This is a genomic window from Streptomyces sp. NPDC044033 (assembly GCF_056434425.1).
This window is the reverse complement of sequence record NZ_JBWKFF010000001.1, coordinates 213,452-227,794: the sequence shown is the minus strand read 5'-3', so window position 1 is coordinate 227,794 and position 14,343 is coordinate 213,452. Positions and strand designations below refer to the sequence as shown.

General features: G+C 68.7%; 16 protein-coding genes, 1 tRNA gene and 1 other RNA gene. 9 read left to right on the top strand and 9 right to left on the bottom strand.

Annotated elements, in window-relative coordinates; genetic code table 11:
* Positions 1 to 156: 156 nt before the first annotated feature.
* The 4 genes from AC07AB_RS00960 to AC07AB_RS00945 all read right to left on the bottom strand — a co-directional run bounded on the left by AC07AB_RS00960 (position 157) and on the right by AC07AB_RS00945 (position 2,343).
* Complete coding sequence (locus tag AC07AB_RS00960) at positions 157 to 363, bottom strand: FxLD family lanthipeptide (RefSeq protein ID WP_478557946.1); 207 nt, start codon at positions 361 to 363, stop codon at positions 157 to 159.
* 68 nt (positions 364 to 431) lie between these two features.
* On the bottom strand, positions 432 to 1,631 hold the full coding sequence (fxlM, locus tag AC07AB_RS00955; protein WP_478557943.1) for a methyltransferase, FxLD system: 1,200 nt from the start codon (positions 1,629 to 1,631) through the stop codon (positions 432 to 434).
* Between the two features lie 254 nt (positions 1,632 to 1,885).
* The gene (locus AC07AB_RS00950; protein ID WP_478557940.1) at positions 1,886 to 2,143 is read right to left on the bottom strand and encodes a hypothetical protein; all 258 of its coding nucleotides are present in this window, start codon (positions 2,141 to 2,143) and stop codon (positions 1,886 to 1,888) included.
* Complete coding sequence (locus AC07AB_RS00945) at positions 2,140 to 2,343, bottom strand: hypothetical protein (RefSeq protein ID WP_478557937.1); 204 nt, start codon at positions 2,341 to 2,343, stop codon at positions 2,140 to 2,142. Before AC07AB_RS00945 ends, AC07AB_RS00950 begins: the two co-directional genes overlap by 4 nt.
* Positions 2,344 to 2,626: 283 nt before the next feature.
* Between AC07AB_RS00945 and AC07AB_RS00940 the strand changes: the two genes are divergently transcribed.
* The 4 genes from AC07AB_RS00940 (at position 2,627) to AC07AB_RS00925 (ending at position 4,933) form a co-directional block, all read left to right on the top strand.
* The gene (locus AC07AB_RS00940; RefSeq protein ID WP_478557934.1) at positions 2,627 to 3,496 is read left to right on the top strand and encodes a helix-turn-helix domain-containing protein; all 870 of its coding nucleotides are present in this window, start codon (positions 2,627 to 2,629) and stop codon (positions 3,494 to 3,496) included.
* Positions 3,493 to 3,732 (top strand): DUF397 domain-containing protein, encoded by a 240-nt coding sequence (locus AC07AB_RS00935; RefSeq protein ID WP_478557931.1) that lies wholly within the window; start codon positions 3,493 to 3,495, stop codon positions 3,730 to 3,732. The genes AC07AB_RS00940 and AC07AB_RS00935 overlap by 4 nt, the downstream gene beginning before the upstream one ends.
* A 374-nt stretch (positions 3,733 to 4,106) precedes the next feature.
* A complete protein-coding gene (locus AC07AB_RS00930) occupies positions 4,107 to 4,244 on the top strand; it encodes a hypothetical protein (RefSeq protein WP_478557928.1) in 138 nt (45 codons plus the stop codon).
* A 68-nt stretch (positions 4,245 to 4,312) separates the two neighbouring features.
* Positions 4,313 to 4,933: a restriction endonuclease gene (locus tag AC07AB_RS00925; protein ID WP_478557925.1), complete on the top strand. Its 621-nt coding sequence runs from the start codon at positions 4,313 to 4,315 to the stop codon at positions 4,931 to 4,933.
* A gap of 114 nt (positions 4,934 to 5,047) precedes the next feature.
* On the opposite strand, the gene AC07AB_RS00920 is transcribed toward AC07AB_RS00925, so the two are convergent.
* From AC07AB_RS00920 to AC07AB_RS00905, 4 genes are all read right to left on the bottom strand, one after another.
* Complete coding sequence (locus AC07AB_RS00920; protein ID WP_478557922.1) at positions 5,048 to 6,751, bottom strand: relaxase/mobilization nuclease domain-containing protein; 1,704 nt, start codon at positions 6,749 to 6,751, stop codon at positions 5,048 to 5,050.
* Positions 6,748 to 7,278, bottom strand: a complete 531-nt coding sequence (locus AC07AB_RS00915) for a MobC family plasmid mobilization relaxosome protein (RefSeq protein WP_478557919.1) — start codon at positions 7,276 to 7,278, stop codon at positions 6,748 to 6,750. Before AC07AB_RS00915 ends, AC07AB_RS00920 begins: the two co-directional genes overlap by 4 nt.
* Positions 7,279 to 7,510: 232 nt before the next feature.
* A complete protein-coding gene (locus AC07AB_RS00910; RefSeq protein WP_478557916.1) occupies positions 7,511 to 8,353 on the bottom strand; it encodes a DUF2637 domain-containing protein in 843 nt (280 codons plus the stop codon).
* 255 nt (positions 8,354 to 8,608) lie between these two features.
* The gene (locus AC07AB_RS00905) at positions 8,609 to 10,141 is read right to left on the bottom strand and encodes a DnaB-like helicase N-terminal domain-containing protein (protein WP_478557913.1); all 1,533 of its coding nucleotides are present in this window, start codon (positions 10,139 to 10,141) and stop codon (positions 8,609 to 8,611) included.
* Between the two features lie 299 nt (positions 10,142 to 10,440).
* On the opposite strand from AC07AB_RS00905, the gene AC07AB_RS00900 reads away from it, so the two are divergent.
* From AC07AB_RS00900 to AC07AB_RS00885, 4 genes are all read left to right on the top strand, one after another.
* Positions 10,441 to 10,971 carry a helix-turn-helix domain-containing protein gene (locus tag AC07AB_RS00900; RefSeq protein WP_478557910.1) on the top strand — a complete coding sequence of 177 codons (531 nt, stop codon included), beginning with the start codon at positions 10,441 to 10,443 and terminating at the stop codon, positions 10,969 to 10,971.
* A 112-nt stretch (positions 10,972 to 11,083) separates the two neighbouring features.
* Positions 11,084 to 11,392, top strand: coding sequence for a helix-turn-helix domain-containing protein (locus AC07AB_RS00895; RefSeq protein WP_478557907.1), 309 nt, complete (start codon positions 11,084 to 11,086; stop codon positions 11,390 to 11,392).
* A 10-nt stretch (positions 11,393 to 11,402) separates the two neighbouring features.
* Entirely contained in the window at positions 11,403 to 12,623 is a 1,221-nt protein-coding gene (locus AC07AB_RS00890) for a tyrosine-type recombinase/integrase (RefSeq protein ID WP_478557904.1), read from the top strand.
* A gap of 286 nt (positions 12,624 to 12,909) precedes the next feature.
* A complete protein-coding gene (locus AC07AB_RS00885; protein ID WP_478557901.1) occupies positions 12,910 to 13,536 on the top strand; it encodes a hypothetical protein in 627 nt (208 codons plus the stop codon).
* A gap of 480 nt (positions 13,537 to 14,016) precedes the next feature.
* Here the strand turns inward: AC07AB_RS00885 and AC07AB_RS00880 are convergent.
* Positions 14,017 to 14,101 (bottom strand) — tRNA-Ser (locus AC07AB_RS00880).
* 109 nt (positions 14,102 to 14,210) lie between these two features.
* Between AC07AB_RS00880 and ffs the strand changes: the two genes are divergently transcribed.
* Positions 14,211 to 14,307: signal recognition particle sRNA small type (gene ffs / locus AC07AB_RS00875), an RNA gene on the top strand.
* Positions 14,308 to 14,343: the final 36 nt, after the last annotated feature.

Sequence of the window (14,343 nt, the reverse complement as noted above, 5' to 3'; positions counted from 1 at the left end):
CTCCCCCTTCTTCCTCTCTCCCCCCCTCCCCCCCCCCCTTCCCCCCCCCTCCCCTCCCCCCCTCCCCCCCCCCCCCCCCCCCCCCCCCCCCTCTCCCTCCCCCCCCCCCCCCCCCCCCCCCCCCCCCCCCCCCCACGGTTGGAGAACCCGGACCGCCTACGGGCAGGTCGCCTGGCAGGCAGACTCGCAGGTCTGACCGCAGCCGTCATCGGTCATCTGGATGAGCCGGTCGGCCTCGGGGCCGGACTCGACGATCGAGACATCCAAGTCCCAGCCGTCGATGTCCCCCTCCTGGCCCTCGACTTCCGGACCCTCTACCGCCGCAGGGGCCGTAACCACTACTTCCTCGGACTGCACGGACACAACAACCTCCCTTGAGAGTTGGGCGGTGCACACAGCCCCATCCCGAGGCTCGCCTCGGGATGGGGAGCTTAAGTCCAGGAGATCTCGACAGCTCCGAGCCGCTTCGCCACGACCCCGGCAGACGGCTCGGCCGTTCCTGCGGGCATCGGCACGTACCGGATGCGGGCGGCACCGCGCCGCCGGTGATCGGACGCCCACCGCCGCAGCAGTTCCACGTATCGCGCGGCGACCGTCTCCGCCTCGGGCCCGTGAGCGAATACCCCGCTTTCGAAGCCGTCGGTTTCCTCGTTGGGCCGCTTGGTCCGGTACGCGAAGCTGCCGCCGACCACCAGGGCCGGGACACCACGCGTCACCGACAGAGCGAACACGCCTCGGTCGACGAGTTCCTTGCTGCCGTGCAGCATCACCATTTCCGGTGTGCTGGTCGCCAAGAACAGTTCCAGTTCATCGGGCATGTCGAACGCGGCCCCGGACCAGACCTCCAGATGCGGCGCGTGCACGGCGGCGGCCAGGGCCTCGGTGTCGAACTCCTGGCGCTGGTCGTCGAGCTGAAGCGCGACCCCTTCTGTGACCGGGTCTAGCCGTTCGGTGTAAGCGCCGTCCCCCTGCATGGGCACGAAGCCGCACAGCCGATAGCTGGCGCTGACCAGCCCGGTGTCGTCGCGGTCGAACGCGAACGACCGGGTGATCCCCCGCATGCGCAGCGGGACGACGATCCTGCCCCGATCGGACATCTGCTCCAGCCATGCCGGCGGGATGTCCCACGCTCCCGCTGTGACAACGATCCGATCGAACGGCGCGTGCGCGGGCACGCCTTCGTCGGCGTCGGCCAGCACCACGTCGACCCGGTCGTAACCGGCCGTCCCCAGGCAGGCGCGGGCGCGCTCCACGATCTCCGCGTCGATGTCGGCAGTCACCACCGTGCCTGTTTCTCCGACGAGTTCAGCGAGCAGCGCGGCGTTGTAGCCACCCGAACCCACTTCGAGTACGCGCATGCCCGGCTCGACCTCGGCCTGCTCCAACATCACCGCCTGGATGTGCGTGGCCGACAGCGAGCTCAGAGCGTTGCCGTCGTCGCCGCGCTTGATCACCAGAGCCCTGTTCGCGGCATACGCCGACTCCAGCGGCTCATCCGCCGCGAACAGGTGCCGGGGCACCGTCGCGACGGCCTTCGCGACCGCCTCGGACTGGAACACGCCCATCTCGTGCAGCTCGCTCACCATGGCGGCACGGAGCGAGCCCGCCGCTTCGTCTCGGACCGTAGTCATGACATCACCCTAGACATCTGTGATCGCGTTACGGGGATTGTTGGAAGAGCCGGACCCTGGCTCGTACGGCAACCGAATCTGCGCCGAAGCGTCCTCGACGGACGGGGCATCGGGGGCTACGGCCGCACTCGTCGCGTGCGGGGCTGGGGTCTGGCTGACGAGGACGGCGCCGAGACCGAACAGGTTTGCCGCGACCAGGACGATCCCGGCGAACACGCCGTCCCCGTCCGGTCGTGGTAGCCGGTGGCGGGCGCTCATCGCTCCGCCGCCGAAGCGTCGGCCGGCTCAAGCAGCTCGGTGTCGTGCATGAGGGACTGGCGCTCGGTGCAGTCCGCCAGACGGGAGCAGACGAAGGCGTGGTTCGCGTCCACACCGGCGTAGCCGCTGCCGATCTGCACCACGACTCCTTCGAACTCCTCGGGTTTCTCCCGCCGGCGCCGCTCGGGCGGAACGTAGGAGATGCCGCGTACTCGGTCGCCGATCCGGAACGGTGCCTGATCCGGTGAGGTCACGGGGCTTCACCGCCTGCCAGCGCGGTTCGGGCGTGTTCCAGGTCCAGGTAGATCTCGAAGTCCTGCGCGCTCCAGGTCGCCGGGGCGCCGTGCGCGGTGTGGAAGGAGGCGGCAGCCTCGGCTATGGGGGCCGTTGCGTTCGTGGCCGCCGTTGTCGGCGGGCCTACGGAGGGTTCGCGGGAGCTCTTGCGCAAGGACATGCCGCCTCCTGTGGGTGAGCCGAGCGGGATGACCTGACCTCGGCGAGGGCACGGGGACAGATGGGCCGCTTCTCCTCGGAGACCTCAACTTCCGGAAACCGGGGACGAATTCACCGTGGCCTTCGGCATAGTGGGGCCGCAAGTGAAACCGCACGGGAAGTCGCCGCTGCGGAAAAGTGGCACATGCCAAAGCAGCCGCATGGGCTGTTTCGGCCCGCACATGCCGTGCCACACTCCGCGCATCGGCACCATCGGTCGGCACGTACGCCGGGGAGGCACGCACGTGGCAGCACGAGCAAGACCCACAGCACGGCGCATCGAACTGGGCCACGAGCTACGCGAGTTGCGTAAGCAGAACGATCTGACCCTCGAAGAGGCCGTGGAGGGCCTGCCGCTTTCCGACACCAAGCTCTACCGGGTCGAGACCGGCATGCAGGACCTGCGCAGCTCCGGCGACCTGCGCAAGCTCCTCACGCGCTACAGCGTGACTGAGGAGGACATCGAGCGGCTGCTGGCCATTCAGCGTGAAGGCTCCAGCAGGGAGTGGTGGACGCAGTTCAAGGGCTCGATGCCCTCGGGCATGCCGCGGTTCGTCGGCATCGAGTCCGCGGCCGTCGAGATGCAGGCATTCCACCCGTGCCTGGTGCTCGGGCTGCTGCAAACCCGCTCGTACGCCCAGGCGCTGTACGAGACGATGAAGCCGATCGAGGAGACCACCACCGAGTTCATCCAGCAGAACGTCGACGTAAGGATGGGGCGAAAAGAGGCCCTCACCCGCGCGGAAGAACCGCTGCGGTTGCGGGCCGTGCTCTACGAACCCGCTCTGCGCTACACCGTCGGCGACGCCGAGGTGATGCGCGAGCAGTACGACGAAATCATCAAGCTGACCGCGCTGGACCACGTCACGGTGCAGGTCCTCCCGCAGACCGTGCGCGGCTACCTGGCCGTGAACGACTTCAGCATCCTGGACCTCGGCGACACCTTGCCCGCCACGGTCCAGGTCGACAACGCGTGGGGTGCCTCGTCGGTTACCGACACATCCCGCGAGGTCGGAAAGTTCTCCCGCAGGTTCAACGCCATGGTGGCGTCGTCCCTGCCGCCCGAGGACACCCCGAAGTTCCTGCATCAGCTATCGCGAGAGATCTCCGAATGACCACTGACACCCGCACCCTCAAGGCCACCGACCTCCCCGGCGCCTCCTGGCACAAGTCCTCCTACAGCAACGGCACCGGCAACAACTGCGTGGAGGTCGCCGACCTCGCTCGTACCCCCCGCCGCGCGGTCGCGATCCGCGACTCGAAGAACCCCGACGGCCCGGCCCTGCTGATCGAGCCCGAAGGCTTCGCCGCGTTCGTCGTCGGCATACGCGACGGGCGCTTCACCGCCTGATCGCACGGGCTCCGGCATGCGCTGGCCGGGCCGTACGAACCCACAGCACTCGGACCGGCCAGCCCTCTTTTCACTCTGCTGCCCCGCAGGCCGTAAGGGGGCTGTAGTCGGCTGAAGTCGCTCGGTTGTTGATGCGGCTACTCCGCTCACCAGCGACATCGGCTGCGAGGCGGGCTCTCTGGCTGGCCAGATAAGACCGCTGTGCGTGATCCTTCCCTGACGCGCTGTCAGTGTCGCGTGCTGTCATACGGCATGCAGTAGCTCGTGACGTAGAAGCGAGGGGGAGACTTATGGCCGTGCAGGTCAAGGGGCACACACGGGGTGGGAGCCCGGTACAGGCACATACCCGGTCCCATCCTGGCTCAGCGGGCCAGATGACCGTGCTGGGCATCATCGCCGTTCTGGTGTGGGGCGCCTCGGAGGGCGGGATCAAGATCAAGGGGGAGATGGAATCCCCGCCGGCCTACGGTCCTTCGGTCAGCGGCCCGGCCCAGCCCGGAGGGGCGCGGTGAGCCGGCGGCCGGTACGCCGTAGCAGGGGGCGTCGGCCCTCCCAACGGCAGAGGAGGCAGAACGAGCAAGTGGCGGTCCTGGTGGCCGCCGTCATCGGTTTGCTGTGCGTGGTCGCCCTCGTGCAGTGGCTGTTGGACCACTGGTGGGTTCTGTTGATCGCCGTCTTGGTCGCCGTGGGCGGGGGCGGCTTGTGGCTGCAGCAGGTCCGGCAGCGGGCGGCGTGGGACCGGGTGCGCATGCAGGCGCTGCGGATACGGATCGCCGAGATCGATGCGCTGGATCACCGGGCGTTCGAGTTCGCGGTGCGCGACTTGATGCGCCGTGACGGTTGCGAGGCAGAGCGGCTCGGTGGCGCCGGAGACGACGCGTGCGACGTGCGGGCGGTCGACCCCACAGGTCGTGTCTGGGCGATCCAGTGCAAGCACAGGCGCGATGGGGAGCGTGGCGCCGCCGTGGGGACCGGTGTACTGCAACAGGTCAACGGCACCGCCAGGCAGGTACACAAGGCCGATGTCGCCGTCGTCCTCACGAATGGACGCTTCTCCTCCAAGGCCATTCCCTGGGGCGAGCGGCATCACATCCAACTGGTCGACCGGCGTCTCCTTGGTGAATGGGCTGCTGGCTCCCGCCCGTTGTGGGAGCTCCTGGGGCGCATCCCCCCTCCACGCCGACCAACCTCACTGCCCTGACCGTACGAAGGCCGTCGGGCCGACCGGCTGCGTGTCAGGGCCACCGTTGCTGCGGAACGGACGCGGTTGTCACCCCCGCCCGCTCCTGCGCTCTGTCTCACCCAATCCAGACCATCACCTCCGGCGCCGGACGGCAAAAGACTGGGCAGGGGCGGTAGCGGTGGTGGAGGGCGCTGATTCCGGGGCTGAAGAGCGGAGCGTGGCGGTGGTACTGCGGGCCTGGGCTGCCCGAGCCCGAGGGTTGGGGGCAGGGTGTTGACCCAGGCGGTGAATTCGCCAGATCAGGACCTTGGCGGGGGAGCGTGCGTCGTCCAGGGCCCGACGGTCGGCCGCGAGTTGGAGGACGGTGGAAGGGGCATGTCCCGCTGTCTGGGCGTCGGTGAGGGCAGTGGCGAGCGCGTCCCAGGCAGGACTCTTGAGGACTCGATCCGCGTAGTCGGGCAGAGCCTCGCGTATGAGGTCGGCGTATCGGTCCTCTGCCTTGCGTGACTGCCTGCGCTCGGCCAGGGAGGCCAGCGGCGCGGCTGCCGCCTCGTCGTAGGCGGTCTGGAGGTGCGTCAGGGCTTGGCGGGCGGCATTGGCCTGCTGCTGATGATGCCGTCGCTCGTGCCAACGGGCGGCAGCGATGATGGCGAGGATCGCGGCGTCGAGGAACGTCGCAAGCGCGGCTCCGTCCTTTGGCGCTGGCTGGCGCAGCGCTGCCCGGACAGCGCTGCGCAGGGCACGGGACTGGTGGTGTTCGGCACGGATACGAGAGCGAGTGGCGCGCTCGAAGGCTGCGGCTGTCTGTTGGAGTTCTGGACGGAGGTTCGGTGGCGCGATGAGGGGGAGGGCATCGAGGGCTTCGCCGAGGGCGGCAAGGTGGGCCTGGGATGCGGCGTCGTCGTTCTGGTCCAGGCCGTGGGGGATGCCTTCGGTTGCGGCCGTGGCTTCGTCCCAAGGGCCCGGTCCGAGCTCGGTTGTGGGGCGGCCTGCGGAGTTCAGGCGTTCGTGGATCTTGGGGAAGGACAGGTCGGGGGCGAGTTTTGAGCCGGAGAACCACACGGGTTCGCCGGCCGCGTTGGTGTCGGATTCGAGGGCGATCTTGTAGCCGCGTATGTCGCCGGAGGGGAAGTGCTGGACCTCGACGCGGACGCCGTCGACGGACTCCAGGAATCGGATGAACTCGCCGGTGCTGGTGGCGGCGGCGACTGCGGTGCGGACGGTGGCGCGCAGCCGCTCCCGCGCGGTCTGGGTCTGGCCTGTGCGGTGGGCTTTTTCCTGTTCGGCGCGGGTGGGGCGTTTGGCGGCGGTGCGGTCGCCGCGTGGGACCTGGGTGAGGCCGTAGTCCTTCTCGACGGCTTCGAGTTCGCGGTCGGCGGTGAGGAAATCGTTCCAGTGCTTCTCGTTGCGCAGGTCACCGCGCACCGTGGTGGCTGCGATGTGAATGTGGTCCTCGGCATGCCGCACCGCCACCCACCGGCAACCGTCCGGGTCGCCGTCGGGTGCGATGCCGGTGGCGGCGACGACGCGGCGGGCGATGGCGGCCCACTCCTCGTCGGTGAGGATTCGGTCCTCGGCGGTGGCGCGCAGCGAGCAGTGCCACACGTGCTGCTTGGTGTCCCAGCCCTTCTGGCGGGCCTGGTTGACGCGCAGGTCCAGGGCCTGGACGAGCTGCTGCTTGACGGCCCGTGCGTCGGGGGCGCGGCCAGGGTCGGGGGCGAAGCCGTCCCAGGAGGCGACCAGATGGGGGTCGGTGTGTTCGTTGGCCCGGCCGGGCCCGTAGAGGTAGCTGATCAGGTGGCGGGTGCTGCGCCCGGAGGTGATCTTCGCGATCACTGGGGGCTGCCTTGGCCGGTGGCGGCGTGGTGGGCGGTGGCGTCGATGGCTGTCACGGTGGCGCGGACAGCGTCCAGTGCGCGGTGGGTGTGGTCGAGTGTGGTGGCGTCCCCAGGGTGTGGATGGCCGCCGGAGTTGAGGCGGTGGGCGATCTGGTTGATGTTGTTGCCGATCCTGGCGACCTGGGTTCGCAGGGCGTTGAGTTCGTCGATGAGGTCGTCCATGGCGCCGCGCTGGCCGGGTAGGCCGAGGTCGCCGTGGAGGTGGCCCATGACGACGGTGCCGACGTAGTGGGCGGCGGCGATGTTGTAGGACCGGGCCTCGGCGACGATCTCGTTCTTCTCCTCGGCGCTCCAGCGCACATCGACACGCGCTCGACGCTGCACGGGCTCACGCTTGCGGCGGCGGGCGATGCGGTGCAGGGCGGCTTCGTCGGCGGCACGCGGCAGCGCGACAGGCGCTGCGGCATCGACGGCGTCGGGCCGTTCTCCCTCGGGCACCCCCTGGTGCCCGTCCGCCTCCGCCACCCCCGGGGCGGAGGGTCCCCGGCTGGACCGGCCCTTGGACGGTCCAACGGGATACCTTGCTGCGCCGTCGGTGGCTGGAGTGGGGGCCATCGCCACGGATCCGGGGCGGGATCGAGGGCTGTTGTCGTGCATGGAACGGTCTCCGGTGGTACGTGGGGCGGTGTTGTCTTCGCGGTGCGGGGCCCGGGCGGCGGATGTGGCGGTGGGCTTCCGCCACCCGGCTGGCGCGAGGTCAGGCGTCCGTGAGCGAGCGCTCGCTCTCGTGGCGGTCGGCTTCGTCCTGGAGGGTGCGGGTGGCCTCGGTGAGGCGGTCTTTGCCGATGGTGTGGCCTGCGGCGCGGATCGCTTCTTCGACGTTGCGGCGGGAGATACGGCCGCCTCGTCCATGAGGCGCGGCACGTCCGAGGGCCAGGAGTTCGTCCATCGAGGCGCTGGGCTGACGCCCCGGTGCGCCGGGCTTCGCGGGCGCATCCGGCTGCGGCGTTGTGGTCTTGCTGCTCTCCGCCACGTCCGACGCCGCCTCTTCGCTGCCCGCTGCGGACTCCGGAGCCGACTGCGCGGACGTGGCGGGTGTGGCGGACGTGCCGGAGTGCTGGCCGATGTGGCGGATCGTGGCGCGTGCCACTTCGGCTTCGGCGGGGTTGTGGCGGTGGGTGGGGTGGCGGCGGATGAGGAGGTAGAGGTGGACGGCTCCGGCCAGGGCGAGCGGGGCGATGGCGGACAGGGCGCCGACGGTGGTGTCGTCCAGGTGGAGACCGACCTGGTGCTGGGCCTGCTGGTTGAGGCGTACGGCGTGCAGGGCGTTGGCCCAGATGCTGGTGGCGGTCGCCAATCCGACCAAACTCCATACGTACAGGCGGGCGTGCAGGGGTGCGGTGCGCAGGATGAGCAGGGCGCCGATGCCGATGGCGATGAACCCGTCGATCACCAGGGGGAAGGCGTAGGTGAGCAGACCACGGATGTGGATGGCGACGGCCGTCTGACGCAGGGCGTCGTACGAGAGCCCGAAACCGAACGCGGCGAGCAGGCCGATGCCGGCGCGGATGGCGGCGGTGCCGGGTATGGCGGGGGTCATGCGGGGTGGCTCCTCGGGGTGCTGCTGTGGTGCTTGGTGAGGGCGTTCACGGTGGGGCGTACACGCGAACCCCCTTCTAAAGGGGGGTTCGCGCGTGAACGCCTGGCCGCGTGGACGCCGTGCACGGTCGCGTGATCGTCTGACCTGCGGTTCCGCCGTGCAGCGTGGACGGTGTGAGCGCTTTTCGGCGCTGGGAGCACGGAGGGGGTGCGTGTACGGTCCCGTGAACGCTCCGGCGGCCTTGAGCAGGCGCTGTCAGGAGACGGCGAGGTGCCGGTGGGAGACCTGGTAGCGGGCTTGCTGGCCGCCTCCGGTCCCGCCTGCCGTGCCTTCGGCCTTGGTGGCCAGGCCGCTTTTGACGAGCCGCTCCAGTTGCCGCCTGGCCTTCTCTATATCGGACCGTCCGGGGACGGTCTCGCCGCTGAGGGCGGCGGCCAGATCGCGCGTGGTCAGCCCACTGGGGTGAGCGCGGAGGATGGTGACGGCGTCCAAGGTGGGTTCCACGGTGGTGGTGCCGCGTTCGTGGTCGTGGATGACTTGGAGGGGCCCGATCTCGCCGGTGACCTGCTTGAGGTGGTGGAGGGTGACGGCGGGATCGCCGGCCTCTCCGGCGACGAACAGCACGCTGCCCGCTCCTGAGGTGAGCCAGGTGGAGCCGTAGACACGGTCCAGCGTGGGCCTTTGGCCGCGTGGTGCGTCGGCGGCGGCCTTGCGCTGGTGGTGGAGTTCGAGCACCTCGACGCCGTTGCGCAAGGCGCGCATACGGGCGTTGTGGAAGGCGACGGCGAGTGCGTCGTCGACGAGCGTGCTGACCGCGTCCTTGAGGCTGTCGATCACAAGGGTGTCGGCCTGGTGGGCGGCGGCGAGGTCGGCGAGGAGGTCGGGCTCCTTGTCGATGGTGGCAGGAAGCGGACCCTGCCAGACGCAGAGCCGGTCGCGGAGGGTGGACTCGTGCTCGGGGGCAACGCTGCGCGCCATGGCCTTGGCGATTTGCTTGGGGCGGTCCATGGCCAGGTAGAGGACGCGTTTGCTCGGGGCTACCGGCATGTCCAGCACGGACTCCCGGAGCCCGAGCCGGGCGAGGATCACCTGGTGTGCCAGGGTCGTCTTGCCCACACCGGGTGGCCCGACGATCATCAGGCTCTCGCCGGAGCCCCAGAGAGTCTGTTCCGGAGTGCCCCACAGAGGCGTTTCCTGGACCCCGGTCTCTGAGACGAAACGCCATCCATCGACCATGTGCAGCGAAAGACGCCCCTGGCCCGATGCGAGTGCCCGCTCTCGTTCCGTTCGGGCATCGGTCTCCATGCCGGAACGGATGACGTCCGGATCGGCGCCCGGTTCCTGCGTGAGCTGAACGGTGCGGATGGCAGAGGCGCGCAGACGTCGTAGGTCTGCCCTGTCGCGCACGATCTGCGCGTAGTACTCGGCGCCGCTGACGGAAGGCACGGCGTCGAAGAGCTGGTGCATGTACACCGCTCCGCCGACTCGTTCGAGGTCTCCGCCCGCACGGAGGCTGTCGGCGAGGACGATGGGGTCGGTCGGCTTGCCCTCGCTGTGCAGGGCAAGCAGCTTCTGCCAGACCGTCTCGTGTGCCGGCCTGTAGAAGGAGCCCTCTCCGAGGATGTTGCACACGGCGTCCAGCGCGTCCCGGTTGCCCATGCAGGCACCGAGGACGGCACGCTCGGCGTCCACGTCGCGGAGGTTCTCCTCGGCGGCTTCAAGGTGGGCGGAGCCCGTGTCCCACGGGCTGGATGACACATCGGGCGGTGTGGCCCTACTCTGGACCATGTAGCTCCTCACCCTGCTTGGCCATTACGGGGCGGCAACCCCGGCCAGCAGGTGGTCGTTGTGAATGGGCGGCGTGAGGTTTTTGCTTGGCCCCTCGGCGTTCGTAGCGCCGAGGGGCTTCTTCTATGCCTGCGGTGGCGGCGTGGGCGTGCACTCCTACGGTCGTGGGCGGGCGGGCGCGTACCTACTGTCCCACACGTTTGCCGATTGCAGAAGCCCTTTGCGTACCGCAGGAGCGATGCTACTGTTCAGGGGTCGCTGCAAGACGCAGGGATGCTCTTCTTCAGGAAGGAGGCTGCGTGAGTGACGAGGGGCCGCAGGATGCGGCAGTCAAGGGCGTCCTGCTCAGCGGCGAGGAGAACGTCGCGGCACGTCTTCGAATCGAGCGCGAGGCACGGGGGTGGAGCACCAACATCCTGTCCGACCGCATGAACGAGGCCGGTTTCGACATGAACCCCTCGGCGGTGTGGCGGATCGAGAACGGCAAGCGCCGCATCAACCTCGACGAGGCCATCGGGTTCGCCGAGGTCTTCGGCATCTCCCTGCAGAACTTCGCCGGCCCGCCCAGACTTGCCGCCAGGTCCCGCGCCCTGGAGCTCATCGACGACGTCGTACGTGCCTTCCGGGAGACCCAGCGGGCCAACGCAGCCTTCACCCGGACCCGCGACGCTTTCGATGCCTACATCACCGAGCATCCCGACATCCGCGAGGAGGCTGAGGTGATGATCTCCAACTCCATCGCCGAAGTGGCGATGGAAGACGCCCACGCCATCGCGACACCCGCCTCCGATCCAGGCCCAGGCGCCGCCGCGCCACCGCCGGACGCGTAGCCCGGCCCGGGGTGCTACGAACACTCCGTCAACGCCGCCCATTCATCAACACCGCAGCCGGTCAGGCCACAGGGGTTGCCGCCCCGTGTCTGCCGCGCGGAAGGAGCCTCACTTGCCTCAGCAGGCACTGCCCCTTGCCCAGATCGCCCAGCTCCTCGATGTTCCCGAGGACGCCCTGCGCGCCTTGATGGCCGACGGCGCCGCCCAGGCCCCCGCCCAAGGCGATGCCACCCTCGTCGCTCTCACCGTCGCCGAGGCCGCCCGCCGCATCGGCATCAGCCGGACCAAGCTCTACGAATACGTCGCCACAGGCGAGATCGCCTCGGTGAAGATCGGCCGACTGCGCCGCATACCGGCCGAGGTGGTGCCTGAATTCCTCGCCCGACGCCAGGGCGGGAACGAGTACACGATCGCGGCTTGAGGGGGCTTCCATGACGAAATCCCGTCAGCCGAACGGCGCCTCCTCGATCTTCCAGGGTAAGGACGGTCGTTGGCACGGCTACGTCACCGTCGGCACCAAGGACGACGGCCGACCCGACCGCCGTCACATCAGCCGCAAAACCCGTCCCGAGGTCACCAAGGCGGTCCGCGCCATGGAGCGGCAGCGCGACTCCGGGAACGTCCGCAAGGCCGGACAGACCTGGACGATCAAGATGTGGCTGACCCACTGGGTCGAGAACATCGCCGCTCCGAGCGTCTCCGAGAACACCATCGACGGCTACCGCGTCGCCGTGTACCACCACCTCATACCCGGCCTCGGCGCCCACCGTCTGGAGAAGCTTGAGCCCGAGCACCTGGAGCGCTTCTACAAGAAGATGCGGGAGGGCGGCAGCTCGGCAGGCACCGCACACCAGGCGCACCGCTCGATCCGCACCGCCTTGAACGAGGCGAAGCGGCGCCGCCACATCACCGTGAATCCGGCCACGATCGCCAAAGCTCCGAAGCTCGAAGAGGAGGAGGTGGAGCCGTACTCGATCGAGGAGGTCCAACACCTCCTTGCCGAAGCGGGGAAGCACCGTAACGCCGCCCGCTGGGTCATAGCCTTGGCGCTCGGTCTGCGCCAGGGAGAAGTCCTTGGCCTGCAGTGGAGCGACGTCGACTTCGAGGCCAGTGTCATCCGCGTGCGCCGGGGCCGGCTGCGCCCGCGCTATCAGCACGGCTGCGGCGACCGCTGCGGGCGCAAGCCCGGCTACTGCCCGAAGAAGGTCAGCATCCGACGCGAGACGAAGAACACGAAGTCGCGCGCGGGCCGTCGGCCCATCGGCGTCCCCGAGGAGCTGATGAAACTGCTCCACCAGCACAAGGAGAAGCAGGAACGCGAGCGCCTCCTCGCCCGGGACCTGTGGACGGAGAAGGGGTACGTGTTCACCTCGCCGACCGGCGAACCGCTCAACCCCAACACCGACTACCACCGGTGGAAGGACCTGCTGAAGGCAGCAGGCGTCCGCGACGGCCGCCTCCACGACGCGCGCCACACAGCGGCGACCGTCCTGCTGATCCTCGGCGTACCCGACGCGGTCGTCGACGCCATCATGGGCTGGGAACCGGGCAAGTCCGCCCGCATGCGGAGCCGCTACCAGCATGTGACGGGCGGGGTACTCAAGGACACGGCTGACAAGGTGGGCGGTTTGCTTTGGGGGCAGTCCGGCTGAACCCCAACCCTCGCAACGGCGTGTGCCCCGACCACATGGTCGGGGCACACGCCGTTTTTGCGCGCTCTCCGGAGGGTGTGCCGTGCTGCGCATGTCAGAGGCTGATGCTGATGTTGGCGCGCAGTCGTGAGTCTTCCCTGGTGTGCCAGGAGCGTGGCGACGCTGTTTGAACGTTCGGACCTCCTGCCGTTTGTTGCCTAGGTCTGCCGTTCCTTGCCTAATCTTGCCGGTCTGTGAGAGTGTGCCATCACGCTCAGATGGAGATGTCCCGCAGGGAGGTGGAGTCATGGCAGAGGAGAAGGGAACCTCGTCGCCCAGATGGACCGATGAGAACATCGGACTGAAGGTCCGTCTCGCTCTGTGGCTGCGGGACGAGGTCGGCGAAGGCAACGTCTTCACTAGGGCGCAGATGCAGGATGCGTTTCCAGGTCTCGCCAATCTTGATCGTCGGCTGCGAGACCTTCGTGAGGACGGGTGGGAAATCTCGACTCGCCGCACAGTGGTCTCACTCGCGGAGCACGAGTACCTCTTCGCACGTGCTGGCGCCCCCATCTGGGACCCCGCGACGCGCAGTAGAAGGCGACCCCGTCTCAATGCTGAGGAACACGACGTGCCTCGCGTGGCTCACTACGCGAGGGAGACGAGTGTCCGACGGATCGCAGGACCGCCCAACCCGGACGATGTCTGGTTGAGGCTGGAGGAACTCTCGACACGCGATCGGTCGCTGCTGCTTGCCTGGATGGCGATGGATCGTCGGCCGAGCACCTCGGCCGAGCTGGCGTGGAGGGCATACCGCAGCCTGTCGACGGACGAGCGTCGAAGGCTTCAGCTAGCGCTAGCGGAACTCGTCAGCGAAGAGACTCCAATTGAAGAGCCCCTTGCTCCTCCGGCCTCGGATGAAGAGACCCGCTAGGCCCAAATGCTTCCGCCGAAACCCGGTGTCACCTTCCACAGATCTCCGGGCCTCGGCGGATGGTCCCAACCCGTCTAACAGGGAGAACCATGTTCAGTATGCAGGCCCGGCGGCCTCAGTGGGAACGGCCGCCGTGGATCGAACTCTGGCTGGCGGCTGTCGCCGTCAGTTACGGCGCGGGCTACACCGCGGGTATCGGCGAAGAACCCGGAAGAAGTGTCGGGCTTCTGACTCTTGCGGCGCTCGCCAGTCTGTGGGCCAGGTGGAGGCGGTAGACAGCCTCGGGCGGTTGGGGAGCTGACTGCTCAGCCGGCGAAGGTAACTGCGTGCCGATGACGTTCAGGGGGTTGGGTTCACGCCAGCGTGGAACCAGCGCTCCCGGCCGACCTTGGCCAACTGCAACCAAAACTGCAACCAGGAACTACGTAGGGCCCCACCGCCGAGGCGGTGGGGCCCTACGTTCAGCCCGGTGAGGCTGGGCGGAGGATAGGGGATTCGAACCCCTGAGGAGTTGCCCCCAACACGCTTTCCAAGCGTGCGCCCTAGGCCACTAGGCGAATCCTCCGCCGCAAACAATACAAGACCGGAGAGGGTGCTCGCGAACATGGTCGGGAGGGGGGTCCGGGGAGGGGGTGAGGGTGGTCCTCGTGGGGGCTGGGATCGGTTAGAGTGGGGTCAGCCCCTCACGTGGCGCTATCTCACCGAAATCCCCCAGGGCCGGAAGGCAGCAAGGGTAAGTGGGCTCTGGCGGGTGCGTGGGGGGTCCTTGCGTTTTTGGGGCGGTCTCCCGGCGGGGTCGGAGGGGCG